We start from the raw sequence: 25877 nt of genomic DNA on the forward strand, positions 1-25877 counted from the left end.
GCGCGCGCCGCGGGGCCGGCGGCCGCCGCGGGTCGGGCTCCCGGCGGGCGGCCCCCCGGGGGGGGGGGGGGGGGCCCCCCCGGGGGCCCCCCCCCCACCCGTCTGCTTCTGCTGCTGTCGAAGCGTCAGGCCTGGTGGACGAAGGTCGCGTTGACGGTGACGCCGGTCAGGCCCTTGATCATGCCGAGCTTGTTCCAGCCCAGGCCGTGGGCGTCGCGGTCGACGGTCAGCTCCGCGGTGAGGGAGACCGAGTCGGCGCCGACGGCGGTCGGCCGGGCGGTGAACTCCAGCGGCTGGGTGGTGCCGCGGACGGTGAGGCTGCCGCTGACCTTGACCGCGCCGTCCGCGGCCACCTCGGCCCGGGCGGCGGTGAAGGCCAGGGTGGGGTGCTGGTCGGTGTCGAAGAAGTCTCCGGAGCGGAGGTGGGCGTCACGCTTGGCGTGGGCGGTGTCCAGCGAGGCGGCGTCCACGGTCAGCGTTCCGTGCGCGGGGGAGCCGTCGGCGGGGATCTCGCCCTCGCCGGAGAAGTCGGAGAAACTGCCCTTGACGGTGGCCAGGCCCCACATGGTCTTGTGCTGGATCCGGACCTCGGAACGGGTCCGGTCCAGGACGTAGCGGCCGGTCGGCAGGGTGCTGAGCGCAGTAGTGGTCGAGGCTGCGGGGGTGGGTGATGACATGGCTGGTACGCCCTCCGGTTTAGGAAACTAGATAATAAGTAGCTAGTTAGACAATAACTGGCTTTGATACCCTGGGCAAGGTCGCAGGGGGAGACGAAGGAGTGCACACGGTGGAGGAGTCCACGCGCGCGGAGGCCGCGCGCCGCTGTCCGGACGCGGCCGATCTGGCCCTGCTGGAGCAGTGGAACGCCCTGCAGTCGGGCTTCCGCCGGCTCACCGAGCAGATGCTGGCGGATGTGGACGAGAAGGTCGGGATCGCGCCGTCGTCCTTCCAGGTGCTCTGGTTCCTGCTCACCTCGCCGTCGCAGTCGGCGCCGATGAACCGGCTGGCCGCCACCCTCGGCTTCACCACCGCCGGCACCACCAAGGTGGCCGACCGGCTCAGCGAGGCCGGCCTGATCGAACGCCGTCCCTCGCCGACCGACCGCAGGGTGGTCTTCGCCGCCCTCACCGAACAGGGCGTGGAGGTGGCCATGAAGGCGGCCCTCAGCCTGGCCGCCTCGCTGCGGGAGCGCGTGATCGCGCCGCTGGGCGCGGAGCAGTTCGCCGCCCTGAGCGAGAAGTTCGGCGTACTGGACCCGGACGGCGGCTCCGGCTGCTGCTGAGCGCGGAGAACGGCGGAGGTCCCCGGGTCGTTGCCGACCCGGGGACCTCCTGGTAGCCACTTATTTGACGCGGCGTCAGCCGAGGATGCCGAGCGCCTCGTTGAGGGTGGCGGACGGGCGCATCACGGCCGAGGCCTTCGCGGCGTCCGGCTGGTAGTAGCCGCCGATCTCCACCGGCGAGCCCTGGACCGCGATCAGCTCGGCGACGATGGCCTGCTCCTGCTCGGCCAGCGTCTTGGCGAGCGCGGCGAAGGCCTCGGCCAGCTCCGCGTCCTCGGTCTGCGCGGCCAGCTCCTGGGCCCAGTACAGGGCCAGGTAGAAGTGGCTGCCGCGGTTGTCGATGCCGCCCAGGCGGCGGCTCGGCGACTTGTCCTGCTCCAGGAAGGTGCCGGTGGCCCGGTCCAGGGTGTCGGCGAGGATCTGGGCCCGCGCGTTGTCCGTGCTCACGGCCAGGTGCTCGAAGCTGGCCGCCAGCGCGAAGAACTCGCCCAGGCTGTCCCAGCGCAGGTAGTTCTCCTTGAGCAGCTGCTGGACGTGCTTGGGGGCGGAGCCGCCCGCGCCGGTCTCGAACAGGCCGCCGCCGTTGATCAGCGGGACCACCGAGAGCATCTTGGCGCTGGTGCCCAGCTCCAGGATGGGGAACAGGTCGGTCAGGTAGTCGCGCAGCACATTGCCGGTGACCGAGATGGTGTCCTCGCCGCGGCGGATCCGCTCCAGCGAGAACGCGGTGGCCTGCTCCGGGGTGAGGATCTCGATCTGCAGCCCGGTGGTGTCGTGCTCCGGCAGGTAGGCCTTGACCTTGGCGATCAGGTTGGCGTCGTGGGCGCGGCCCTCGTCCAGCCAGAACACCGCGGGCGAGCCGGTGGCGCGGGCGCGGGTGACGGCCAGCTTGACCCAGTCGCGGATCGGCACGTCCTTGGTCTGGCACATCCGGAAGATGTCACCGGCGCCGACCGGCTGCTCCAGCACGGTGCGGCCGGCGGCGTCGACCACCCGGACGGTGCCCTCGGCGGGGATCTCGAAGGTCTTGTCGTGGCTGCCGTACTCCTCGGCCGCCTGCGCCATCAGGCCCACGTTGGGCACCGAGCCCATGGTCGACGGGTCGTAGGCGCCGTGGGCCCGGCAGTCGTCGATGACGACCTGGTAGACGCCCGCGTAGCTGCTGTCGGGGATGACGGCGAGGGTGTCGGCCTCCTTGCCGTCCGGGCCCCACATGTGGCCTGAGGTGCGGATCATCGCGGGCATGGAGGCGTCCACGATGACGTCGCTGGGGACGTGCAGGTTGGTGATGCCCTTGTCGGAGTCGACCATCGCCAGGGCCGGGCCCTCGGCGAGCTCGGCGTCGAAGGATGCCTTGATGGCGGAGCCCTCGGGCAGCGCGTCCAGGCCCTTGAGGATGCCGCCGAGGCCGTCGTTGGGGCTCAGGCCGGCCGCCGCGAGGACCGAGCCGTACTGGGCGAAGGTCTTCGGGAAGAAGGCGCGCACCACATGGCCGAAGATGATCGGGTCGGAGACCTTCATCATGGTCGCCTTGAGGTGCACCGAGAACAGCACGCCCTCGGCCTTGGCCCGGGCTACCTGGGCGGTGAAGAAGGTGCGCAGCGCGGCCACGTGCATGACGGACGCGTCCACGACCTCGCCGGCCAGCACCGGCACCGACTCGCGCAGCACCTTGGTGCTGCCGTCGGCGCCGACCAGCTCAATGCGCAGGGTGCCGTCCTCGGCGATCACCGCGGACTTCTCGGTGGAGCGGAAGTCGTCAGCGACCATGTGCGCGACATTGGTCTTGGACTCGGAGCTCCAGGCGCCCATGCGGTGCGGGTGGGCCTTGGCGTAGTTCTTCACCGAGGCGGGGGCGCGGCGGTCCGAGTTGCCCTCGCGCAGCACCGGGTTGACGGCGCTGCCCTTGACCTTGTCGTAGCGGGCGCGGACGTCGCGCTCCTCGTCCGTCTGCGGGTCGTCCGGGTAGTCCGGCAGGGCGTAGCTCTGGCTCTGCAGCTCGGCGACGGCCGCCTTGAGCTGCGGCACGGAGGCCGAGATGTTCGGCAGCTTGATGATGTTGGCGCCGGGGGTCTTGGCGAGCAGGCCCAGCTCGGCGAGGGCGTCGGAGATCCGCTGCCCCTCCTCCAGACGCTCGGGGAAGCTGGCGATGATGCGCCCGGCCAGGGAGATGTCGCGCGTCTCCACCTTGACGCCCGCCGTCGAGGCGTACGCCTGGACCACCGGCAGGAACGAGTACGTCGCCAGGGCCGGGGCCTCGTCAGTGTGCGTATAGATGATGGTCGAGTCAGTCACCGCTACTCCGATTCACGTCTCCAACGTTTCTCGATATCAAGATATCTCGTTCGCGGGCCTCCGCGACACCACCCCCGCTGTGGCGTTCGACGGTGCGCACCGGGCGGGGTGTCCGGAACGCTCGGTTATTCTGGCGCCATGACCAGCAGCGGCCGGGCGCGTGACACTTCGGTACAGTCCGTGGACCGCGCGGTGTCGATCCTTCAAGTGCTGGCCGGGCAGGGGCCTTCCGGGGTCACCGAGATCGCCGAGGGACTGGGTATCCACAAGGCGACGGTCTTCCGGCTGCTCGCCACGCTGGAGTCGCGGGGGCTGGTGGAGCAGGACTCCGAGCGTGGGCGTTACCGGATCGGTTACTCCGTGGTGGAGCTCGCCGCCGGGGCGACCAGGAGGAGTGATCTGTCGCTGCTGAGCCGTCCGGTGTGCCAGGAACTGGCGACGGCTGCGGGTGAGACGGTCAATGTGGCGATCCACGACGGCCCGGAAGTGATCAGCATCGATCAGGTGATCGGCGGCGCGGCCATCACCAGCATCGACTGGGTCGGCAAGCGCACTCCGATGCACGCCACCGCTGCCGGCAAGGTCTTCCTGGCGTACATGCCCAAGGAGCAGGCCGACGGGATCCTGGCCCAGGGGCTCCGGAGGTACACCCCCCACACGATCGTGGACCCGGCGCGTCTTGAGGAACAGCTGGAGTTCGTCCGCAAGCGCGAGTACGCCACCACCAGCGAGGAGCACGAGATCGGACTGGCCGCCATCGCCGCCCCGATCCGCTCCCTGGAGGGTCAGGTGATCGCTGCGGTGACGCTCTCCGGGCCGACGTTCCGGGTCAACGACCGCACTGTCGCGGAGCTCGCCGAGCAGGTCGTCGAGGCGGGCGCCAAGATCTCCTGGCGCAAGGGCTACGTCAAGCGGGGCTGAGCACGGGACAGGCCGCAGCACGGGTGGGTCTTGACGGGCAGGGCCTGTCGGCACCACCATTTGTCTCGCATGGCGTATCTGTTTCGCATTGCGAGACACCTTCTTGAGTGTGCGGCCCAATGAAGCAGCCGTCGTCAGCCCCAGAGCTTTCCGAGGAGCGGTTGTGCCCTCACACGTCCTGGATCCCCTGCTCCAGCCCTTCCAGTTGAAGCACCTCACCCTCCGCAACCGGGTGGTCAGCACCTCCCACGAACCGGCTTTCGGGGAGGACGGGCTGCCCAAGGACCGCTACCGGGCCTACCACCTGGAGAAGGCCCGCGGCGGCGTCGGCCTGACCATGATCGGCGGCTCCGCCGTCGTCTCCCCGGACAGCCCGCCGTCGTTCGGCAACCTGCTGCTGTACCGGGACGACATCGTGCCCTGGCTGCGCCGGCTCGCCGACGAGGTGCACGACGCCGGGGCCGCGGTGATGTGCCAGGTCACCCATCTCGGCCGCCGCACCAGCAACTACAGTGGCGACTGGCTGCCGGTGCTCTCCGCCTCGCCGCTGCGCGAGCCGGCGCACCGCGCGTTCCCCAAGGCCGCCGAGGCGTGGGACCTCGACCGCGTGGTGGCCGACTACGCCTCCGCCGCGCTCCGCTGCCGGGCCGGCGGCCTCGACGGGATCGAACTCCAGGCGTACGGCCACTTCCTGGACAGTTTCCTGTCCCCGTCGACCAACCACCGCGACGACGAACTCGGCGGCAGCCTGGAGCACCGGATGGCGTTCCCGAGCCGGGTGATCCGCGCCGTCCGGGAGGCGGTCGGCCCGGAGTTCATCGTCGGCATCCGGATGATGCTGGACGAGAACCGCCCCGGCGGGCTGACCTTCGACGACGCCCTGGTGGCGGCGGAGCGCTTCACCGACGACGGCATCGACTTCGTGAGCACCATCCGGGGCTCCATCGAGAGCGACGCCTCCCTGGCGCGGGCGATCCCGTCCATCGGCAGCCCGCTGGGGCCGTTCCTGGAGTTCACCGGCGAGATCCGGCGCCGGCTGCGCATCCCGGTGATGCACGCGGCCCGGATCGCCGACCCCGCCACCGCGCGGTACGCGCTGCGTGAGGGCCTGCTCGACCTGGTCGGCATGACCCGGGCCCAGATCGCCGATCCGCATCTGGTGGCCAAGATCGCCGCCGGTCAGGAGGACCGCATCCGCCCCTGCGTCGGGGCGAGTTACTGCCTGGACGCGATCTACGACTCCGGTGACACCAAGTGCGTGCACAACCCGGCCACCGGCCGGGAGCTCCACGTGCCGCACACGCTCACCCGCACGATCGGCCGGCGCAGGAAGGCCGTGGTCGTCGGCGCCGGTCCGGCCGGTCTGGAGGCCGCCCGGGTGCTGGGCGAACGCGGCCACGAGGTGGTGCTGTTCGAGGCGAGCGACGTCCCCGGCGGCCAGATCCGGCTCGCCGCGTCCAACCCCCGCCGCCGTGACCTGCTGGGCATCGTCGACTGGCGGGTCTCCGAGTGCAAGCACCACGGCGTCGACCTCCGCTTCGGGACCTACGCCGAGGCTCGCGAGGTGCTCGCCGAACATCCCGACCTCGTCGTCGTCGCCACCGGCGGAGTGCCCAACACGTCCTTCCTCGAAGCGGGTTCGGATCTGGTCGCGGACACCTGGGACGTGCTGACCGGCTCGCTGCGCCCCCGCGGCGAGGTCCTGGTCTTCGACGACCACGGCGGCTACCCGGCGCTGGACGCCGTGGAGGTCCTGGCCCCGACCGGGACCCGCGTCCACTATGTGACCCCGGAACGCACTCTGGCACCCGACGTCGGCAGCATGAACGCGCCGGCCTATCTGAAGGCCTTCACCGAACACGGCGTGACCACCACCCTCGCCCAGCGGCTGCGCTCCGTGCGCCGCACCGGGGACGGGCGGCTCGCCGCGACGCTGTACAGCGAGTACGCGCAGACCGGGAGCGAACGGGTCGTCGACCATGTCGTCGTCGAACACGGGACCCTGCCCAACGACGAGCTGTACACCGAACTGCTCCCCGGATCGCGCAACCTGGGCGAGGTCGACCACCGCGCCCTGCTGGCGCACCAGCAGCAGACCGTGGTCCGCAACGAGGCCGGCCGCTACCAGCTGTTCCGCATCGGCGACGCGGTGACCAGCCGCAACATCCACGCCGCCGTCTACGACGCGCTGCGGCTGTGCCTGCCGGTATGAGCCTGTGCCCCTTCTGGAGCCCCATGGGAGAGATGACGTGAACGCCCGTACCCCCGCGGCCGACCTGGGCGGCCTGCTGGCCCGCCGCCCAGTCGGACAGAGCCTGGAAGCCCCGTTCTACGTCGGCGAGGAGTTCTTCGGCCTGGACGTCGAGGCGGTCTTCGCCCGGCACTGGCTCTTCGTCGCCGCCGAGGCCGAACTCCCCGAACCCGGCGACTACGTCACGGTCAACGTCGGCCCGTACTCGGTCATCGTGGTCCGCGACGACGACGAGGCCGTGCAGGCCTTCCACAACGTCTGCCGCCATCGCGGCGCACGCATCCTCAACGAGGAGCGCGGCTCGGTCGGCAACATCGTCTGCGGCTACCACCGCTGGACCTACGGCCTGGACGGCAAGCTGCTGCATGCCGAGTCGCAGGCGCCAGGCTTTGACCCGTCCTGCTTCGGGCTGAGGTCGGTGCATGTGCGCAGCGTCGCCGGTCTGGTCTTCATCTGCCTCGCAGAGGAGCCGCCCGCCGACTTCGACGAGGTCGCCGAGCGGATCGCGCCGTACATCGAGCCGCACAACCTGCGGCAGGCGAAGGTCGCGACCCAGATCGACCTGGTCGAGAACGGCAACTGGAAGCTCACCATGGAGAACAACCGGGAGTGCTACCACTGCGGCGGCCATCCCGAACTCCAGTGCTCGCTGTTCCCCATCTACGGCTACGCGGAGGAGGACATCCCGCCGGTACTGCGACCGGCCTACGAGCGCTACCTGAAGGCCGACGCCGAGGCCCGCGGGACGTACGAGTCGCTCGGTCTGCCGTACGAGGCCATCGAGGAGCTGGACACCCGGACAACGGGCTTCCGTATCCAGCGCGAACCCCTCGACCTCGCCGGGGAGTCCTTCACCGAGGACGGCACGGCCGCCTGCAGGCGGCTGCTGGCGGACTTCCCGACCGGTCGCCTGGGCCGGCTCTCGCTGCACATGCAACCCAACGCCTGGTTCCACTTCATGGCCGACCACGCGATCACCTTCTCGGTGATCCCGCTCGCCGAGGACCGGACGCTGGTGCGCACCACCTGGCTGGTGCATCCCGACGCCGTCGAAGGGGTCGACTACGACCTCGACACGCTGACCCGGGTGTGGACGGCCACCAACGACCAGGACGCCGTCTTCGTGGCCCGCGCCCAGCAGGGCGTCACCAGCCCCGCCTATCTGCCCGGCCCCTACAGCCCGACCGAGTACCAGGTCGAGGCGTTCGTCAACTGGTACGTCACCCGGCTGAAAGCACACCTGGAACAATGATCACCGAAAACTCCGCCCCTGCCTGGAGCGACGGTCCGCTGGTGTGCCGGCAGGTCCACGACCTCACCCCGGACGTCCGCACCTTCCTCTTCGCTCCCACCGAACCCCGACTGTTCCGGCACGACCCCGGCCAGTTCCTGACCCTCAGCCTCGACATCGACGGCAGCCCCGTCGAGCGCTGCTACACCATCTCCTCCCCGCCCACCCGCCCCCACCTCGCCGCCATCACCGTGAAACGGACCCCGGGCGGACTGGTCTCCAACTGGCTCCACGACCGGCTGACCCCCGGCACGACGGTGCGGGCCCGGGGTCCGCTGGGCCTGTTCTCGCTGGCCCGGCATCCGGCGCAGAAGTACCTGCTGCTCTCGGCGGGCAGCGGCGTGACGCCGATGATGTCGATGACCCGGACCCTGTACGACCTGGCGCACCCCGCCGACGTGGTGTTCGTCCACAGCGCCCGCTCGCCCGACGACATCATCTTCCGCCGGGAACTCGACCTCATCGCCGCCACCGCCCCCGGCATCCGGGTCGCCCACGTCGGCGGGGAGGGTGGCCGGCTGAACCGGGCGACGCTCCGTCAGCTCGTTCCCGACCTCCACCAACGCGAGGTCTTCAGCTGCGGGCCTGCGGGCTTCATGGAGGCGGTGCGGGCCATGCTCACCGCCGAGGGCTTCGACCTGGCACGGCTCCACGAGGAGAGCTTCAGCTTCGACCAGCCCGCTGTCGAGACGGCCGGGGTCGAGGGCGTTGGGGCCGCGGCAGGCGGCGCGTTCAAGGTCGAGTTCACCCGCAGCAGGCGAACCGTCGAGTGCGACGCCGACACCCCCGTCCTCGCCGCCGCCTCCCGGGCCGGACTCAGCCTGCCCGCCTCCTGCGCCCAGGGCATGTGCGGCACCTGCAAGACCACCCTGCTCGCCGGGTCGGTCGAGATGCGGCACAACGGGGGCATCCGACCGCGCGAGATCGAGCGGAACAAGATCCTGCTCTGCTGCGCCAAGCCGCTGGAGGATTTGGTGATCGACGCATGATCTCCGGGTCAGGCGCGGCCGATGCGCTCGTCGACGTACGCCGACAGCCGGCGCCGGGCCTCGGCGGGGGTCAGGTGCGCGCCGGTGAAGAACGTCTGCATCACCAGGCCGTCCAGCAGCGCGGTGAACTCCACCGCGGCCCCCGCGGCGTCGCGCGGGGCGAACTCGCCGCTGTCGATGCCGCGGCCGATGACACGCTCGACGACGTCCCGCCAGAGCGTGTACTGCTCGGTGTGCCAGCCGGTGAACCGGGTGTCGTGCACGGCGGCCGCCCAGTAGTCCAGCCAGAGCTTCCAGTGCGTCAGCGTCTCCGGGTCCGAGGAGAGGTACTTGTCGATGAGCACCGCCAGGCCCTCCCGGGCGGTCGGGGCAGCGAGGCTCAGCTCGGCGACCGGTTCGTAGAAGAGCTCGGCCTCCAGCTTCAGCACGTCCGTGAAGATCTCGTCGATGCCGCGGAAGTGGTAACTGATGGTGCCGCTGGACACTCCGCTCGCGGCGGCGATGTCCCGGATGCCCGTCGCGGCCAGGCCCTTGACGGCCAGTACCCTCCGAGCCGCCTCGACCACCAGTCTGCGGCGCACCTCGGTGGGGTGGCGGGACCGCTCCCACGGCTGCCGTGCCTTGGGGGCGCGGCCGGTGGGACCGTCCCCGCCGTCCGTCTCGACGCTTTCGTTGGTGCCTGACGCCGCCACTGCTGTGTGTCCTCCCGTGTTCCTCGCCTGCTGACCCGGCTGCCCGGTCCTGCCCCGGCCCTCGCCGGACTATGCCGACGTCCGCGGGATCTCGGCATGCCAGGAGCGGGAGAACGCCTCCGTGCCGCCCTCCCGCGCGATGACCTCGTTGTCGGTCACGAAGTGCGTGGCCGAAGCGGTGACGACACTACGAGTGGAGATCTCCACGCGCCAATCCCCTCTGCTCAGCGCGACGTCCCAGGTCGACTCCGCCCGCGCCGACAGCGGGTCGTCCTCGCTGATCAGGTAGGTCTCGCGGACGCGTTCCTCGTACACCAGCCCGTCGGGATAGCTGCGGGTGCCGCCGTAGTTGGGGTCCACCACGAGCTCCCAGACGCCGGTCTGCGGGTCGTAGCGGACCTGGCGTTCGGGCCCGCTCACCGGCCCCGGCACGAACGGCAGCGGCGCTGCCTGCTCCGGTTCGTCGAAGTCGACCAGGGCGGGTTCGGGGGAGGCGGGTTCGCGGACCGGCAGCAGCAGCGCGCTGCTGGGGTCGCCGGCGTCGCCGGTGTGCAGCGACAGGGTCACCCGTTCGGGCGCGGGCCAGACCCACGGCCAGTACGCCGAGGACACGGCCAGCCTGATCCGGTGGCCCGGCTCGAACGCGTGCGCGATCGCGGTCATCCGCACGCGGACCCGCTCCGGTGTGCCGGGGGACCAGGCGCGCGGTGCGTCGTCGCCGTCCCGGTGGACCAGGTTGAGGTTGCCCCGGGTGACCAGGGTCGACGAACCGTCAGGCGCGACGTCGCACAGCCTGACGACGACCTGGCCGGCCGCGCGGTCGCAGTCCAGCAGCAGGTCGGCCTCGGGCAGACCGAGGATCTCCACCCGCTCGGTCAGCGGGGCCGAGTCGAAGCACACCGACCGGCCGTCCTCGGCCCGCTGGTCGGGCGGCAGGTCGGCGGGGTTGCCGAAGGGGAAGAACCGCCCGGCGTCCACCCCGGTGTGATGCGGGCTGGAGACGAGGACGCTGCTGCCCAGGACTGTCCTGGCCTGCACGTTGGGCCGCCCGGCCGGGCGCAGCCGGCCGTCGTCCAGCGTCCACGGCCGCGCCGTGACGTTCGGGGACGGCCAGGAAGGCTCGGCGATCCAGCGACCGGGCCGGGTGTCGTACGAGGTCCGCGGGGGCACCGGCTCCTGCATCCAGGTCCGCAGCGGCGGTTCGTCCATCACACCGGTGTCCACGCCCTTGAGCCAGTGGTCCCACCAGCGCAGGGTCTCCTGGAGGAAGCCGATGGCCGGCCCCGGTGGCAGTCCGCGGTCGGGGTACTGGTGCGACCACGGGCCGATCAGGCCCTTCGCCGGGCAGCTCAGACCCTCGACCAGCCGGAGGACCGTGTTGCGGTACGGGTCGGCCCAGCCGCCCACCGCGTAGACGGCGGCCTCGATCGCGGAGTAGTCCTCGCACACCGAGCCCTGCCGCCAGTAGTCGTCCCGCTCCTGGTGGGCCATCCAGATCTCGGCGAACGGGTGCAGGTTCTCCAGCCGCTCCAGCCACATCTTCCGCCACGCGTCGCCGACCCGCGCCGGGTCCGGCGGCCTGGCCTGGTGGGCGAGCATGGTCGCGGCCCAGGCCGGCATGTCGATGCCGAGCACGCTGCCGCCCCAGTAGTGCACGTCGTCGGCGTACCGGTCGTCGGTGGAGCAGACGGTCACCACGGCCCTCAGCGCGGGCGGGCGGAGCGCGGCCACCTGGAGGCTGTTGAACCCGCCCCAGGAGATGCCGAACATGCCCACCGAACCCGTGCACCACGGCTGTTCGGCGATCCAGGCGATGGCGTCGACGGCGTCCTGCTGCTCCTGCGGCAGGTACTCGTCGTGCATCAGGCCCTCGGAGTCTCCGCAGCCGCGCATGTCGATCCTGATCGACGCGTAGCCGTGCCCCGCGTACCAGGGATGGCGCTGCGCGTCCCGGACCGAGGTCCAGTCGCCCTTGCGGTAGGGGAGGTACTCGACCAGGGCCGGCACCGGGGCCGCTTCGGCGTCGTCCGGCAGCCAGATCCGGGCCGACAGCAGCGTGCCGTCGCGCATCGGGACGAGCACATGGTCGCGCACCGTGACCCGGCGCGGGAACTCGTGACGGATCCTCATCAGGGGTTCGGCTCCTTCAGCGGTTCCAGCAGCGGTTCCACCAGCGGCTCCACGGCGGGGACGGGGACGAGGACGGTGGGAAGGCCGTCCAGGTCCAGGTGGCAGCGGATCCGGTGGCCGTCCCCGGAGTCCCGCCAGGGGGGCGTGACGGTGTCGCAGGTGCCGGGGATCCGGTGCGGGCAGCGCCGCTGGAAGGGGCAGCCCGCCGCGGGCGGCGCCGACTCGGGCTCCTCCACCGGGCGCCGCTCTCCCGGGTCCGGGCGGGCTCCGGGCTCCAGGACCGCGTCCAGCAGCATCCGGGTGTACGGATGGGTGGGGCCGGAGAACACCGCCTCGACGTCGCCGACCTCGCACAGCCGTCCCAGATACAGCACCGCGACCCGGTCGGCGATGCTGCGCACCACCGCCAGGTCGTGCGAGATGAACAGGTAGGTGATGCCGCGTTCGGTGCGCAGCCGGTCGAGCAGCCGCAGCACCGACGCCTGGACCGACACGTCCAGCGCCGAGACCACTTCGTCGGCCAGCACCAGGTCCGGGCCGGCGGCCAGGGCGCGGGCGATGCCCACCCGTTGCCGCTGCCCGCCGGACAGCTGCCCGGGCAGCCGACCGCCGAGTTGGCGATCCAGGCCCACGTCGTCCAGCAGCGCGTCCACCCGACCGCTGAGCGCGGCGGCGCTGTCCGGGGCGAACAGGCGCAGCGGACGGCGCAGCGCGTCCGACACCAGGCGGCGCGGATTGAGCGAGGAGTCGGCGTTCTGGAAGACCAGTTGGAGCCGTCGGCGCAGGCCCGGCGGGCGGCTCCCGGCGGGGCGGGCCAGATCGTGGGTGACGTGCGCCGCTGCTGCTCCGGTTGCGGCTCCGGGCGCTGCTTCGGGTTCGCCCTGGAGCTGCAGGGTGCCGGCGGAGGGCGTGCGCAGTCCGGCGATGGTCCAGGCGAGGGTGGACTTGCCGCTGCCGCTCTCGCCGACCAGGGCCAGGGTCTCGCCGCGGCGGATGTCCAGGTCGATGCCGGCGACAGTGGGGGCGCCCTGCGTGCGGGCGCGGCGGTGCCGGTAGTCGATCTCGACGCCGCGCAGGGAGACCAGGACCGGCGCCTCCTCGCCGACGCGGTCGGCGCGCTGGTGCATGTCGCGTTCCTCGGGCGGCAGTTGCCGGACCTCGTCGGCACGCAGGCAGGCCGAGTGGTGGTCCGTCACCTGTGGCGGTGCATCCGCGTGCGGCAGCAGCTGCAGCGCGGGGGCGCCGCCGGTGGTACAGCGGGCCTCGGCGAGTGCGCAGCGCGCGACGAAGGAGCAGCCCGGCAGGTCGGTCCCCGGCTGGGGCGGGGTGCCGGGCATGGCGGCCGGCAGCCCGGGTTCGGCGAGGCTGGGCACGGAGGCGATCAGTCCGCGGGTGTAGGGGTGCGCGGGGCGGCGGTAGGTCTGTTCGGTGTCGCCGGACTCGACCAGGCGCCCGGCGTACATCACCGCGACCCGGTCGCAGGTCGCCGAGACCACGCCCAGGTCATGGCTGACCAGCACCATCGCGACGCCGAGTTCGCGGCGCAGGCCGGCCAGCAGGTCGAGCACCCCCGCCTGGGTGACCACGTCGAGACCGGTGGTGGGTTCGTCCAGGACCAGCAGCCGGGGGTTGCCGGCCAGCGCCATGGCGATGGCGACCCGCTGCTGCTGCCCGCCGGACAGTTCGTGCGGGTAGCGGCGCAGCAGTTGCTGCGGCTGGGGCAGGCGTACCTGGGCGAACAGGGCCGCCGCCTCGGCGTCGGCCGCCTCGCCGGTGACGCCGCGGTGGGTGCGCAGGACCTCGCGGACCTGGTGGCCCACCCTCATGGTGGGGGTGAGCGCCTGTCCCGCGTTCTGCGGTACCAGCGCGACGGTCCCGCCGCGCAGCGCGCGCAGCCGGGAGGGCGGGGCGGTGAAAAGCGACTGGCCCGCGACGCGCACCTCGCCGGAGGTGACCTTGGCCCCGGCCCGCAGGTGGCCGAGCAGTGCCGCCGCCAGGGTGGACTTGCCGCAGCCGGACTCGCCGACCAGGCCCAGTGTCCCTGCGGCGTCGAGCGACAGGGAGACGGTGGAGACGATCTCCTTGAGCCCGCCGCGCGAGCGGTAGGCGACGGACAGGTCCCGTACCTCCAGCAGCGGCCCGGCCGTGGACTGAGCATCCGTCATGCCGCACCTCCGTGTGCCCGGTCGACACCGAGCGCCTTGGCCAGACCGTCGGCGGCCATGTTGAGCCCGATCACCAGGGTGCTCAGGGCGATGATCGGGGCGATGCTCGTCCACGGGGCGACCGTCAGCATGGAGCGGTTCTCGGCGACCATCAGACCCCAGTCCGGCGTCGGCGGGTTGGCGCCGAAGCCGAGGAAGGACAGCGAGCTGATCAGCAGCACCACCCAGGACGCGCGCATGGCGAACTCCACCAGGACCACGTCCAGCACATTGGGCCCGATGTCGCGCAGCAGGACCGAGAAGGTGCCCTCGCCGCGGGCCCGCGCCGCCGTGACGTAGTCGCGCGGGACGACGTCGAGCGCGGCGGCCCTGACGACCCGCACCACGCCGGGGCCGTACACCACGGTGACGGCGAGCACGATGACGACCGGGTCGGTGCCGAGCACGGTCACGATGACCAGCAGGGCGAGGACCGGGGGTACCGACAGCACGGCGTCGACCACGCGCATCACCACGTCGTCGAGCCACCCGCGGCGGTACGCGACCAGGCAGCCCACGGCGGCGCCCAGGCCCACGGCGAGCACGGTCGCGCTGAGCGACACCGACAGCGCGAGCCGGCCGCCGTACAGGGTGCGGGACAGGATGTCGCGGCCGTACTGGTCGGTGCCGGCGAGGTGGGCGGCGCTCGGCGCCTGGAGGGCGTCCAGCGCGTTGTCGGCCACCGGGGAGGCAGGAGCGAGCAGCGGGGCCGCCAGCGCCACCGCCAGATGCAGCGCGACCAGGACGACACCGGTCATCGCGGAGGGTGAGCCGCGCAGCGAGCGCCAGGTCTGGCGCAGGCGTCCCTCGGTCCCGGCCCCGGTTTCGGTGGTCCCGCGGACGGCCTCGTGCCCGGCCTCGGCGACAGTCTCGGTCACGCGGTCCTCCGGTTCGTCCGCAGCCTGGGGTTGAGTGCCATGGCGGCGAGGTCGGCGGCGAGGTTGCACAGCACGTAGGTGGCGGCGCCGAGTACGGCGATGGTCTGGATGACGGGCAGGTCGCGGTTGTGCACCGCGTCGATGGTGAGCAGACCGATGCCCGGGTAGTTGAAGACGCTCTCGACCACGACCACACCGCCCACCAGCCAGGCGATGTTCATGGCGATGACGTTGAGGGTGGGCAGCAGGGCGCTGGGCAGGGCGTGCCGCAGCACGACGCGGGCCGGTGAGATGCCCTTCAGGCGCGCGGTCGTGACGAACTCGCTCGCCATGACGTCGATCATGCTGGTGCGCAGCATCCGGATGATGTAGGCGGCCATCACCACCGTCAGCGCGATCGACGGCAGCCAGATCGCCGGCAGCAGGTCGCCGATCCCGGCGTCCGGTCCGGCGGTCACCACCGCGGGGAAGACCGGGATGTAGATGGAGAACAGCAGGACCAGCACGGTCGCGATCACGAACTCCGGCATGCTCATCCCGATCAGGCTGAGCGAGGAGATGACCAGGTCGGGCCAGCGGTCCCGGGTGAGCCCGGCGACCACGCCCAGCACCAGGGCGACGGTGATGCCGAGCACCACGGTGATCCCGGCCAGCAGCAGGGTGTTCCGCAGCCGGACGCCGACCTCCGCGCCGACCGAGGCGTGGTTGACCAGCGAGGTGCCGAAGTCGCCGTGCAGCATGCCGGACATCCAGTCCAGGTAGCGGCGCCACGGGGGCCGGTCGAGCCCGAGCTCGGCGCGCAGCACGGCGACATTGGCGGGGGTGGCGTTCTGACCCAGGATCTGGGTGGTCACGTCGCCGGGGAGGGCCTGTACGGCCAGGAACACCCCGAGCGACGCCAGCCAGATCGTGACCAGGGCGAGGAGGAGGCGGCGAGCCATGTAGCGACCCATGTCAGGCGCTGAGCCCGATCCTGAGGTAGTCGAACTCGAAGCCGCTCTCGTGGTAGTTGACGACCTTCTTCGATATGCCGACCATGCGGCTGGCGAAGAACGGCATGATCGTGCCGTCCTGATCCACCATCAGCTTCTGGGCGTCCTGGTAGAGCTGCTTGCGCTTGGCGTCGTCGGTCTCCTTGCGGGCCGAGGCGACCAGGCCGTCGAAGGTCGGGTTGGACCACTTGGACTCGTTGTACGCGGAGCCGGAGTGGAAGATCTCGCTGAGCAGCTGGTCGATCGGGCGGCCGACGTACCAGTACGAGGTCATCAGCGGCTTCTGCATCCAGATCTTGGTGTAGTACGAGTCGGACGGTGAGTTCTGGATGTCCAGGGTGATGCCCGCGTGGGCGACCGTGTCCTTCATGGCCAGGGCGAGCGGGGTGAGCACGCTGTCGTAGTCCGAGGTGTACAGCGGCAGGGTGAGCCCGTCGTGGCCGGCCGCCTTCAGCAGCGCCTTGGCCTTGTCCGGGTCCGGCGCCACCGTGTAGTCCAGGCGGTAGGGATCGTCCGGCGGCACGGGGTTGTCGTGCGCGATCGTGCCGTGGCCCTGCACGGCGAGCTTGATGACCTGGGCGGGGTCGTACGCGAGTTTGAAGGCCTGCCGGACCTTGGGGTCGGTGAAGGGCGCCGCGGTGCACAGCATGGGCAGCGTGTACCACTGGGCGTTCTTGACCTCCACGACGGTGGCGGTGGAAGAGGCCTGAACGGTCTTGACCCCGGCGGAGTCCAGGTTGGTCTGCGAGATCAGGTCGACCTGCTGGGAGAGCAGGGCGTTGATCCGGCTCTGGGTCTCGGCGATGGAGGAGAAGGCGATGGTGTCGAGGGCGGGCCGTCCGCCGTAGTAGTCCGTGTTGGCGACGACCTTGCCGGGGCCTGCGGGGGTGAAGGACGCCAGCTTGAACGGGCCGGTCCCGATGCCCTTGGTCGGGGTGGTCGCGGCGGAGTCCTTGGGAATGACGTAACAGTTGTAGTGCATGAGGAGCGTCGGGAACTCGGCGTGCGCCGCCTTGAGCTTGACCACCAGGGTGTTCTGGTCGGGGGTGCTGATCCCGGACGTGCTGACGAAGGTGCTGAGCACGCCGGCCTGCGGGGACTTGGTGGCAGGGTCGAGGATGTGGGCCAGCGTGTAGGCGGCGTCGGCGGAGGTGAACGACTGGCCGTTGTGGAAGGTGACGCCCTTGCGCAGGGTGAACGTCCAGGTCCTGGCCTGGTCCGACATCTCCCAGGCGGTCGCCAGGTCGGCGGCGGGCTTGCCGTCACTGCCGCGCCGCACCAGCCGGCTGTAGAGGGCGCCCAGGTACTCGTAGGCGGACAGTGAACTGGCCGGGTCCAGCGTCTCCGCGCTGGACGCCGGCGGCCGCGCGATCCGCAGCGTCCCGCCCGACTGGGCCTTCCCGGAGGCCGCAGCTGTGGAGAGCGCCGTACCGCCGCTCGACCCCGCAGCACTGCACGCCGTCAACAGCAAGCCGCCGGCCGCCGCCCCCGCACCCGCGGCCAGCAGCCCGCGTCTCGACACTGACCATGCCTTCTCCCCGTCACCTTCACCGTCACCGTAACCGGGCTCAACTCCACCTGACAGCACCACGATCGCTCCGCCCTTCGACTTCGCCTGAGGTCTCGGCCGCCCCGCTGGATCGCTTATCGTCCAAGCGAGCGATTGCACCGTTCGATAGAGCGATATGATTCACGCTCCGTGCGATCCGGGCAATGGCGCCGTGAAACGTTTCTGTTAACGCGTCCGGCCGGTGCGCGGGGGGGCTGGTCCGCCGGGCCGGCTGGCGAGCAGGCGCAGGTCGTGGCTGGAGGAGCGAGCGGTCGCGCGCAGCGTCAAGCAGTTGACCCGCGATCGGCGTCCGGTTCGGCAGCATGTGCGGGCGGTGCTGGGGGCGGCAGCTGTGGGTGGCTTACATGGCGCCGCCGTTGCCGCCCTCCGCCGTCCGTGGCTTGTTGCTGTTGCTCGCTTCGCTCGCGGCGACAAGGCCGGGGGAGGGTGCGGGCGGCGCGCCGTTGCCGGGCGGCGGGGCGGTCGGTGGTGCCTGCAGAAACGATTCGCCAGGTAGGTGTCCTATGCATTTGGGGTCACTCGACCTACTTTGGGGTCACTCGTCCGACAAATCCTGCCGTGTATGTCCGTTATGTCGTCAAGGCAGTGACCCCAAAGTGGGTCGAGTGACCCCAAAACGGACCTCGCCGACCGCCGCGCGCCCCCTCGCCAGCCCGCACGCCCCCCGCACGGGCCTACGGCGCCCAGCCGGGTCGCCCCCTCCCGTAGTCGGCCCGCGAGCGGAGCGAGCAGCAGCAACAAGCCACGGACGGCGGAGGGCGGCAACGGTGGCGCCATGTAAGCCACCTGCAGCTGCCGCCAACAACCAGCTACGCCGCCCCTCGCCCCTCGGGTCCGCAAAGCCGCGCCCCGCCGCAGTGCTTCGCCAGCGCCGTGGCGGGACTTGTCTCCAAACCCGGGACACATGTGTTGGCGACCCTGCGGGCGTTTCCTGCATCCTGTCCGCATGCTGGTCAGGGAAGCCAACACCGGGGACTAGCCCGCCATCTGGCCCTGCTATCGCACGATCGTCGCCGCGGGCGAGACGTTCACCTATCCGACCGATCTCAGCGAGGAGCCGGGCCGCGACTGGTGGCTCCTGTCCGCGCCGAACCGCACGGTCGTTGCTGTCGACGAAGCCGGAAGGGTGCTGGGCACGGCGAAGATGAACACCAACCACATGGGCAACGGCTCGCACATCGCCAGCGCCAGCTACATGGTCGACCCGGCGCACTCCGGGCGCGGCGTGGGCCGGACCCTGTGCGAGTACACGGTGGAGTGGGCACGCGCGGCCGGCTTCCGGGCGATGCAGTTCAACGCAGTCGTCGAGACGAACACGGCCGCGGTGCAACTCTATCGATCCCTCGGATTCGACGTGCTGGGCACACTGCCGGAAGGGTTCCGGCATCCGACGAACGGCTATGTCGGGCTGCACATCATGCACCGCGCTCTCTGACTGCGGTCTGGCACCGCCGCATTGGGTGCCGGCGGGCCTGCACTGGGAGCCGTCGCGGTGGCGGGGTGTTCTCATCAGGCTCAGAGAGAAGCCAAAGAGGATCTCCAGATCGGTGGTCGAGAGTCAGGAGTGTCGAGCAAGCGGGCCACTGGGCGAGGAGGGGCAGATGACGGGCAGTGAGGTCAAGGGTGTTGGGCTGCGGGGCTGGTTCACCAGCAGGCCGTGGGTGGTGGCCGGGGTGGCGGCTGCTGTCGTCCTCGGCCCGGCGGCGACCACCGCCTCGGCGCTGGAGCAGGCCAACGCGGCGCCGGTGCACAAGATGAGGCACCGCAGCGCGAGCGCCCCGGCCACCGCCCTGGTGGTGACCAGGGAGGACCGCTACACCCTGGAGCGGACGCGCTAGTTCGTCGGGTGGTTGAATCCGCTGAGACGTAGGAGTGGCGGAGCCAGCAGGAAGAGGGCGGCCGTGAGGGCGCCTTGTGCCCGACGACATCGCGGTGACCGGGTGGGACGACGGCGCTGTGGCCGCCGAACTCGGGCTCACCACGGTCGCACAGTCGCTGCGCGACCAGGGAACCGCGTGCGCGCACCTCGCGCTCGGGGACAATCTGGCCGCGTCGCCCGCGTCGTGGTCCGTCGTCCGCAGAGGAAGCACGCGTCGTTGACCGAGGCCCGGGGCGCAGCGCGCCCCAGGCCTCGGTTTGGATGTGACGATTAGTCAGTCGAGCGTTACTGCGCGGCGATTCGGATGGAGTCGATGTTGGGGACGTACGCGGACGCGTTGGAGAAGGTGATGGTGTTGCTGCCGGCGGCCAGGGTCACCGGGATGTCGACCGTGTTGAACTGGTCCCAGCTGAAGGTGTTGGCGAAGACCTCCGTGGTTGCCGTCCCGCCGTTGACGGAGATGGACGCGGTGCGGGACTCGATGTTGGAGTTGTAGTTGCCCGAGCCCGAGGTGTCGTCGTTGGAGTACTGGATGGCGAGCATGTAGGTGCCGGCGTGTGCGGCGCTGACGTCGTTGAAGGTGAGGGTGTTGGCGGATCCGTTGCCGATGTAGCCGACGTAACTGCCGCCGGAGGCCCAGGTGTTGGCGGTGACTACGGCCGTGCCGCCGAGGGTGTTGGCGGAGCTCTCGGCCTGGTAGGTGGTGACCCCGCTGGTGCTGCCGGTCGCGGCGACGGTGACGTTCTCCACCGAGGCGGCGCCGTTGGCGCTCACCGTCACCGGGTTGATCCCGGCCTGCAGGTAGAGGCTGACCGTCGCGGTGGACATGGCGCCCGAGGTGGAGGCCAGGGTGCCGCCGGTGACGGTGTTCCCGTTGGCGGTCAGCGTGAGCGAACCGCTTGTCGCGTAGCGGACGGTGGTGGTGTAGAAGCCGTCGCTGGGTGCGTAGACGTCCGCGGTCGAGGATGCTCCGGAGGCGAGCACGGCCCGGCCCTCACCGGTGCCGTCGGAGACGGTGTAGTTGTAGCTGACGGTGCCGCTGGTGCGGCTCAGCGCCGACTCGTAGACCGTCGCGGCCGAGGAGACCGCGGTCAGGTCGATCTTGTCCAGGGTCACCTCACCGATCGCGGTGCCCAGGGTCGCGTTGTACTTGGCCAGGGTGATGGTGTGGGTGCCCGCCGAGAGTGCGAGGGTCACGTCCTTGCGGCTGCGCCAGAGCCAGTTGAGCGTGGCGGGGTAGTTCACCAGCTGCGAGGCGGTGCCGTCCACGCTCAGCGCCTGCTGCGCGTAGGTGCCGCCCTGGTTGCCGTAGTAGATGCCGAGGTCGTAGGAGCCGGTCGTCGGGGCGGTGACGGTGAAGGTGACGGCGCTGGTGGAGGTGTTCAGGGAGCCGACGTCCTGGGTCCCGGAGGTGGCATAGCCGTTGGCGTTGCTGACGGTGCCCTGGGTGTAGACGGTGCCGCTGGTGATGGCCGCGCTCTCGGCCTCGTAGGAGGCGCTGTACGGGGCGTTGGCCGCGGTCGGGGTGGTGACGTTGGAGGGGGTGAGCACGATCCGGTAGGCCGACATGGCCTTCATGCCGGTCAGCGGCACGGTGATGCTGCCGGAGGAGGTCGAGTACACCGCCCGGGAGATCACCTGCGGCGCCGCGCCGGCGCCCGCGTAGCCGGACCAGTCCGTCTCCTCGACGGTCGCGGCGACATTGGCGCCGAAGACGCTGGACGAGACCCCGTTCACGACCACATTGGCCGCCCCGGAGGAGCCGCCGAGGATGACCTGGGCCTGGTCCTTGCCGGTGTCGTAGGAGGCCACGCCCTGGAGGGTGTCCGTGGTGTTCGGGGACGGCGGGGTCACCGAGACCGTGTTCCCGGACATCCGCGCGTACCAGTCGTAGAGCCAGTAGGCACCGGTGGGCGTGTTCTGACCGGTCGTCAGGTCGTCGAAGTTGCCGGCGATGTCCCAGTAGGCCATGTCGCCGTAGACCTTGGCGTTCTCGAACGCCGAGATCCACTGCACCAGCTGGCCCGGCACCGACAGGTCGCGGCGGTCGCCGTACTCGGTGATGTCGATGGGCAGGGCGCTGACCCCGGCGGCGGTCTCCTCGGCGCGGTAGGTGCTGTAGTGGGAGGCGAAGTTGGCGGTGGAGCTGGAGGACAGCTCGTGCCAGCTCATCATGGAGGGCAGGGTGCCGGCGCTCTTGGCGTGCGCCAGGAAGTCGGGGAGGAAGCGGGTGTCGAAGTTGGCCTCGTTGGGGCCGACGATCTTCGCGGTCGGGTCGTCCTTCTTGATCTCCGCGTAGATCGCGTCCCACCAGGTGAAGAAGGTGTCCCGGTTGGTGTCGTAGGTGGAGGTCGAGCTGACGCCCAGGCCGAACCAGATCCCGTCCGGCTCGTTCACCGGGACGTACTCGAAGGAGGAGTGCTGCGGGCTGGCCACCACCGTGGCGGCGATGGTGTCGACCACCGAGAGGTACGAGGACAGCGTGGTGGTCGCGTAGGGCCAGTCCGGGTAGTAGTCCTGCATGTAGATCAGGATCTTGCCGTTGCTGGAGTCCTTGACGAAGGTGCCGGACACCTTGGCCGCGTCGCCGTTGGGGTGCTGGGTGCCGCCCGGCGCCTTCTGGGCGATGGTGGTCACGGCCAGCGGCGTGAGCAGGTTGTCGCTGGGGACGCCGGCGTCGGACAGCCCGTACAGCGCGCCGTTGGCGCCGTGCAGGACCGAACCGGTGCTGCTGCCCAGGTTCACGGTCATGGTGGAGGTCGCCGCCGAGGCGGACTGGACGGATACGGCACTTGCCCCCGAGGCGGCCGCGAGCAGAAGCATCGCGGTCGTCAAGCGCGTGACTGCGCCTGCGAATCTCATGGTGGGATCGCTCCAACTGGGTGAGGTGGATCCAGGAACGGTGGGTGGACGGGTGGGACGGGGTGGTGCTCGGTTCTCCCGGCGCGACCGCGCCGGGAAGCTTGGTTCGATCTTGAACATGACAAGTTTGTGGCGGGAGGCAAGCCGCAGCGGCGGCCCCATGTGTGGCCGGTGGTGGGGGGTGACGGGCAGGGCGGGCAGCCCTAGCGCGGCGCGGGTCCGCTGCTCTCGCGGAGGACCAGCTCCGGCTCGGCCCACAGCCCGGGGGCCGGTGCCGAGTCCGGGTCGAGCAGGGCGTGCAGCAGGCCGAAGGCGGACCGCCCCAGGCCTTCGAAGTCGAGCCGGACCGTGGTCAGTGAGGGGGTGAGGTAGGCGGACTGCGGTGCGTCGTCGAAGCCGATGACGCTGAGGTCTCCCGGGACGTCCCGGCCGGCCTCGCGGGCGGCGCGGAGCACGCCGAGGGCGACGTCGTCGTTGCCGCACAGGATGGCGGTGACGCCCGGGTCGGCCAGCAGCGTGCTGGCGGCCAGGTAGCCGGAGCGCGGGGTCCAGCCCGCGTCGAGCAGGGTGGGCACCGGTCGTCCGGCCGAGCGCAGCGCGTCCTGCCAGCCGTGGGTGCGCTGGGTCAGCTGGTCGCTGGAGGAGGGGATGGACAGGTGGTGCACGGTGCGGTGGCCCAGGCTGAGCAGGTAGCGGGTGGCGTGGGCGGCCGCGCCCCGGTCGTCGATCCACACCTGCGGCCGTCCCGACTGCTGCTGGCCGCTGTCCGGCCGCTCCATCAGGCCCACCACCGGGTGGTCCGCGGGCAGCGCGTTCAGCACCCGGGCGCCGACGGTCTCGAACGCGATGACGACGGCCGGCGCCCCGGGGCCGCCGAGCCGCTCCATGACGTCCTGGGTGCCGGTGGCGGCGTCCGGTTCCAGCACGCTGATGCCGACGGTGAAGCCCGCGGCGCGGGCCTCCTCCTCGATGCCCCGCAGCGCGGCGGCGTAGCCGTAGAGGGCGGGGTCGACGGTGAGGACGGTGACGGAACGGGCCCGGCCGCCGGCCAGGGCCTGGGCGCTGCGGTTGGGGGTGAAGCCGAGCTCCTCGATGGTCCGCAGCACCAGGGCCCTGGTGGAGTCCTTGACGTGCGGCTTGCCGTTGATGACCCGGGAGACGGTCTGGTGCGAGACCCCGGCGACCCGGGCCACCTCCCAGATGCTGGTGGCCTGGGCGCCTGCCGCTGGTCCCGGTGCGGCGGAGGTGTCCCTGCTCATGCTGTTACCGCTCCCAGTCATTCGGTCATTCTCGGAAGCGCCGGCCTGCGGTGTCAATTCGCAGGCCGGTCGCCGGCGTCGCCGCGGTCGCGGTCAGTTGCCGCTGGTGATGGCCGCGTTGGACTTGGTGTTGACGTCGTCGGCTGCGGCCTGCGGCGTCATCTGCCCCAGCCACACCTGGTTGAAGTCCTGCAGCACCACGTTGTTGAAGGTGGTGTTGGAGGTGGTCAGCGGGTAGCCCATGGTGTTGCCCTCGGAGCCGGTCTGGAAGGCGGTCACATCGACCCCCTTCTGCTTCCAGGCCGTGGCGAATCCGCTGTTCAGGGTGGGTATGCCGGGCCAGACGGTGCCGCTGTCGGCGACCAGCTTCTCCGAGGCGGCGGAGGCGAGCCACTGCTCCAGCTCCCAGGCCTCGGCGGGGTGCTTGGTGTGGGAGTAGATCGCGTCGCTCAGCCCGTTGAAGACCGTGCCGGTGCCGGCCGGGCCGCTCGGCAGCGAGGAGACGCCCCAGCTCCCGGCGGGCATCGCGGCCTGGAAGGCGGTCAGGTCCCAGTCGCCGTCGAAGGTGGTCGCAGCGTCGCCCTTGGCCAGGATCGTCGGCAGATCGGCGGCGTTGGGGGTGTTGGTCAGCGAGCCCGGCGCGGCGACGTGCCACTTGTCGCGCAGGTCCTGCTCGAACTGGATGGCCTGCACGCAGGCGGGGGTGTTCACGGTCCACTTGCCGTAGGCCTTGTCCTGCAGCTGGCAGCCGTTCTGCAGGCCGAAGTTCCACCAGTCCTGCTGGCCGTTGGGGGCCTCCAGGGCGATGCCGTAGGTCTTGACGTGCTTGGAGTCGAAGCCGGCCTGGTTCGGGTGCTTGCCGTTGACGTCGACGGTGAGCTTCTGCAGCGCCGCGACGAAGCTGCCGCCGGTGGTGGCGTCCCAGGTCAGGTGGTTCATCTGGTCGGCGGTGAGACCGGCCTTGGCCAGCATGGACTTGTTGTAGATGGTGGCGATGGTGTCCCAGTCCTTGGGCAGGCCGTAGGTCACACTGCCGGACTGCCACTGGGACAGCAGCTTGGGACTGTAGACGCTGGTGTCCAGGTTGGCGGCCTTGATCTTGCTGCTGATGTCGGTGATGATCCCTTCCTTGGACAGCTGCGGCAGGTAGGCCAGGTGGTCCCAGAACACGTCGGGCATGTTGCGGGAGGCGGCGCCGGTCTGCAGCTTGGTCCAGTACTGCGCCCAGGCGACGAGCTCCAGGTTCACCTTGATGTTGGGGTGCGCCTTCTCGAACGCGTCCAGCGAGGCCTGGTAGGCGGCCTTCTCGGAGTCCTGCCAGATCATGTAGGTGAGGGTGACGGTGCCGCCGGCCTTCGCGGAGCTGCTTCCACCGCAGGCGGCGGTCAGGCCGACGAGGGCGGCGCAGGCGGCCGTGGCCGCGAATCTCCTGGTGGTGAGCTTGAGCATGGGGTGTCCACTTCTCTGTGGTGGGATGCTGCGCGGTGGGGTGAGGGGACAGCTCGGGGGACCGTCCGAGGGGACGGCCGGGGGTGCGGGCGGGGGCCTACTTCAGTCCGGTGAGGGCGATCGACCGGACGATGTGGCGCTGGAACAGCAGGAAGACGGCGATCAGCGGCAGCAGGGCGACGGCCGCCGCGGTCAGCACGATGTTGAGCTGGGAGGCGTACTGCCCCTGGAGCGCGGAGATGCCGACGGTGACCACCGTGGTCCGCTCGCTGCTGGTCACCATCAGCGGCCAGAGCAGGTTGTTCCAGCTGTTGACGAAGGTGACGGTGGCCAGGGTCGCCAGGATGGGGCGGCTCAGCGGCAGGATGATCCGCCACAGGATGGTCCAGGTGCCGGCGCCGTCGATGCGCGCGGCGGCCTCCAGGTCCGGCGGGATGGTGCGGAAGTACTGCCGCACCAGGAAGATGCCGTAGGGGGTGCCGAAGACGTAGGGCAGGATCAGCGCCCGGTAGGTGTCCGCCAGCTGTAGGTGGCTCATGATGAAGAACAGCGGTACCAGGGTCACGATCTGAGGGGCCATCATGGTGGCCACGAAGCCCCAGAACAGCAGGTCCCGGCCGGGGAACTCCATCCGGGCGAAGGCGTAGGCGCTGAGCGAGCAGAACACCACCTGGCCGATGGTGATGGCGACCGACACGATCAGGGTGTGCACCATGAAGCCCGACATGTCGTACTTGGACCACAGCGAGCTGAAGTTGGAGAAGGTGGCCGGATGGGCCGGGGTCCAGGCCTGGGTGGAGAACATCCCCTGGGTGGTCTTGAAGGAGGCGTTCAGGGTCATCAGGTAGGGCGCGACCGAGACCAGCGCTCCGGCCAGAAGGGCCAGGTAGAGCAGTGTCCTACGCACAGCGGTGCTTGACATGGTGATCGTCC

At 70.6% G+C, this 25877-nt stretch carries 20 protein-coding genes; 8 read left to right on the forward strand and 12 right to left on the reverse strand.

Annotation, left to right across the window (positions count from 1 at the left end; genetic code table 11):
• Positions 1–125: 125 nt before the first annotated feature.
• Entirely contained in the window at positions 126–677 is a 552-nt protein-coding gene (locus ABH941_RS30630; protein WP_370132828.1) for a YceI family protein, read from the reverse strand.
• A 110-nt stretch (positions 678–787) separates the two neighbouring features.
• On the opposite strand from ABH941_RS30630, the gene ABH941_RS30635 reads away from it, so the two are divergent.
• Positions 788–1282, forward strand: a complete 495-nt coding sequence (locus ABH941_RS30635) for a MarR family winged helix-turn-helix transcriptional regulator (protein WP_370132829.1) — start codon at positions 788–790, stop codon at positions 1280–1282.
• Positions 1283–1357: 75 nt separating this feature from the next.
• On the opposite strand, the gene ABH941_RS30640 is transcribed toward ABH941_RS30635, so the two are convergent.
• Positions 1358–3577, reverse strand: a complete 2220-nt coding sequence (locus ABH941_RS30640) for an NADP-dependent isocitrate dehydrogenase (protein ID WP_370132830.1) — start codon at positions 3575–3577, stop codon at positions 1358–1360.
• Between the two features lie 138 nt (positions 3578–3715).
• On the opposite strand from ABH941_RS30640, the gene ABH941_RS30645 reads away from it, so the two are divergent.
• From ABH941_RS30645 to ABH941_RS30660, 4 genes are all read left to right on the forward strand, one after another.
• Positions 3716–4498, forward strand: coding sequence for an IclR family transcriptional regulator (locus ABH941_RS30645; protein WP_370132831.1), 783 nt, complete (start codon positions 3716–3718; stop codon positions 4496–4498).
• 163 nt (positions 4499–4661) lie between these two features.
• On the forward strand, positions 4662–6710 hold the full coding sequence (locus ABH941_RS30650; protein ID WP_370132832.1) for an FAD-dependent oxidoreductase: 2049 nt from the start codon (positions 4662–4664) through the stop codon (positions 6708–6710).
• Positions 6711–6747: 37 nt separating this feature from the next.
• Complete coding sequence (locus tag ABH941_RS30655; RefSeq protein ID WP_370132833.1) at positions 6748–8001, forward strand: SRPBCC family protein; 1254 nt, start codon at positions 6748–6750, stop codon at positions 7999–8001.
• A complete protein-coding gene (locus ABH941_RS30660) occupies positions 7998–9029 on the forward strand; it encodes a 2Fe-2S iron-sulfur cluster-binding protein (protein WP_370132834.1) in 1032 nt (343 codons plus the stop codon). Before ABH941_RS30655 ends, ABH941_RS30660 begins: the two co-directional genes overlap by 4 nt.
• Positions 9030–9037: 8 nt before the next feature.
• On the opposite strand, the gene ABH941_RS30665 is transcribed toward ABH941_RS30660, so the two are convergent.
• The 6 genes from ABH941_RS30665 to ABH941_RS30690 form a co-directional block, all read right to left on the reverse strand.
• Complete coding sequence (locus tag ABH941_RS30665; protein ID WP_370132835.1) at positions 9038–9721, reverse strand: TetR/AcrR family transcriptional regulator; 684 nt, start codon at positions 9719–9721, stop codon at positions 9038–9040.
• Between the two features lie 69 nt (positions 9722–9790).
• Positions 9791–11851 carry a CocE/NonD family hydrolase gene (locus tag ABH941_RS30670; protein WP_370132836.1) on the reverse strand — a complete coding sequence of 687 codons (2061 nt, stop codon included), beginning with the start codon at positions 11849–11851 and terminating at the stop codon, positions 9791–9793.
• Positions 11851–14016 (reverse strand): dipeptide ABC transporter ATP-binding protein, encoded by a 2166-nt coding sequence (locus ABH941_RS30675; RefSeq protein ID WP_370132837.1) that lies wholly within the window; start codon positions 14014–14016, stop codon positions 11851–11853. The genes ABH941_RS30670 and ABH941_RS30675 overlap by 1 nt, the downstream gene beginning before the upstream one ends.
• Positions 14013–14933, reverse strand: a complete 921-nt coding sequence (locus ABH941_RS30680; RefSeq protein ID WP_370132838.1) for an ABC transporter permease — start codon at positions 14931–14933, stop codon at positions 14013–14015. The genes ABH941_RS30675 and ABH941_RS30680 overlap by 4 nt, the downstream gene beginning before the upstream one ends.
• Positions 14930–15874 (reverse strand): ABC transporter permease, encoded by a 945-nt coding sequence (locus tag ABH941_RS30685; RefSeq protein WP_370132839.1) that lies wholly within the window; start codon positions 15872–15874, stop codon positions 14930–14932. The genes ABH941_RS30680 and ABH941_RS30685 overlap by 4 nt, the downstream gene beginning before the upstream one ends.
• A gap of 13 nt (positions 15875–15887) precedes the next feature.
• Positions 15888–17447, reverse strand: a complete 1560-nt coding sequence (locus ABH941_RS30690; protein ID WP_370132840.1) for an ABC transporter substrate-binding protein — start codon at positions 17445–17447, stop codon at positions 15888–15890.
• A gap of 1033 nt (positions 17448–18480) precedes the next feature.
• Between ABH941_RS30690 and ABH941_RS30695 the strand changes: the two genes are divergently transcribed.
• From ABH941_RS30695 to ABH941_RS30705, 3 genes are all read left to right on the forward strand, one after another.
• Positions 18481–18930, forward strand: coding sequence for an N-acetyltransferase family protein (locus tag ABH941_RS30695; protein ID WP_370132985.1), 450 nt, complete (start codon positions 18481–18483; stop codon positions 18928–18930).
• Positions 18931–19096: 166 nt separating this feature from the next.
• Positions 19097–19333 (forward strand): hypothetical protein, encoded by a 237-nt coding sequence (locus tag ABH941_RS30700; protein WP_370132841.1) that lies wholly within the window; start codon positions 19097–19099, stop codon positions 19331–19333.
• Positions 19334–19409: 76 nt separating this feature from the next.
• A complete protein-coding gene (locus ABH941_RS30705) occupies positions 19410–19595 on the forward strand; it encodes a hypothetical protein (protein ID WP_370132842.1) in 186 nt (61 codons plus the stop codon).
• Between the two features lie 64 nt (positions 19596–19659).
• On the opposite strand, the gene ABH941_RS30710 is transcribed toward ABH941_RS30705, so the two are convergent.
• The 4 genes from ABH941_RS30710 to ABH941_RS30725 form a co-directional block, all read right to left on the reverse strand.
• The gene (locus ABH941_RS30710) at positions 19660–22209 is read right to left on the reverse strand and encodes a CBM35 domain-containing protein (RefSeq protein WP_370132843.1); all 2550 of its coding nucleotides are present in this window, start codon (positions 22207–22209) and stop codon (positions 19660–19662) included.
• A 230-nt stretch (positions 22210–22439) separates the two neighbouring features.
• Positions 22440–23495, reverse strand: coding sequence for a LacI family DNA-binding transcriptional regulator (locus tag ABH941_RS30715; protein ID WP_370132844.1), 1056 nt, complete (start codon positions 23493–23495; stop codon positions 22440–22442).
• 93 nt (positions 23496–23588) lie between these two features.
• On the reverse strand, positions 23589–24944 hold the full coding sequence (locus ABH941_RS30720) for a sugar ABC transporter substrate-binding protein (RefSeq protein WP_370132845.1): 1356 nt from the start codon (positions 24942–24944) through the stop codon (positions 23589–23591).
• Positions 24945–25041: 97 nt separating this feature from the next.
• Positions 25042–25866: a carbohydrate ABC transporter permease gene (locus tag ABH941_RS30725; RefSeq protein ID WP_370132846.1), complete on the reverse strand. Its 825-nt coding sequence runs from the start codon at positions 25864–25866 to the stop codon at positions 25042–25044.
• Between the last annotated feature and the right edge of the window lie 11 nt (positions 25867–25877).

Origin of the sequence: Streptacidiphilus sp. EB103A (assembly GCF_041261405.1) — a bacterium.
In the GTDB taxonomy this organism is placed as follows: domain Bacteria; phylum Actinomycetota; class Actinomycetes; order Streptomycetales; family Streptomycetaceae; genus Streptacidiphilus.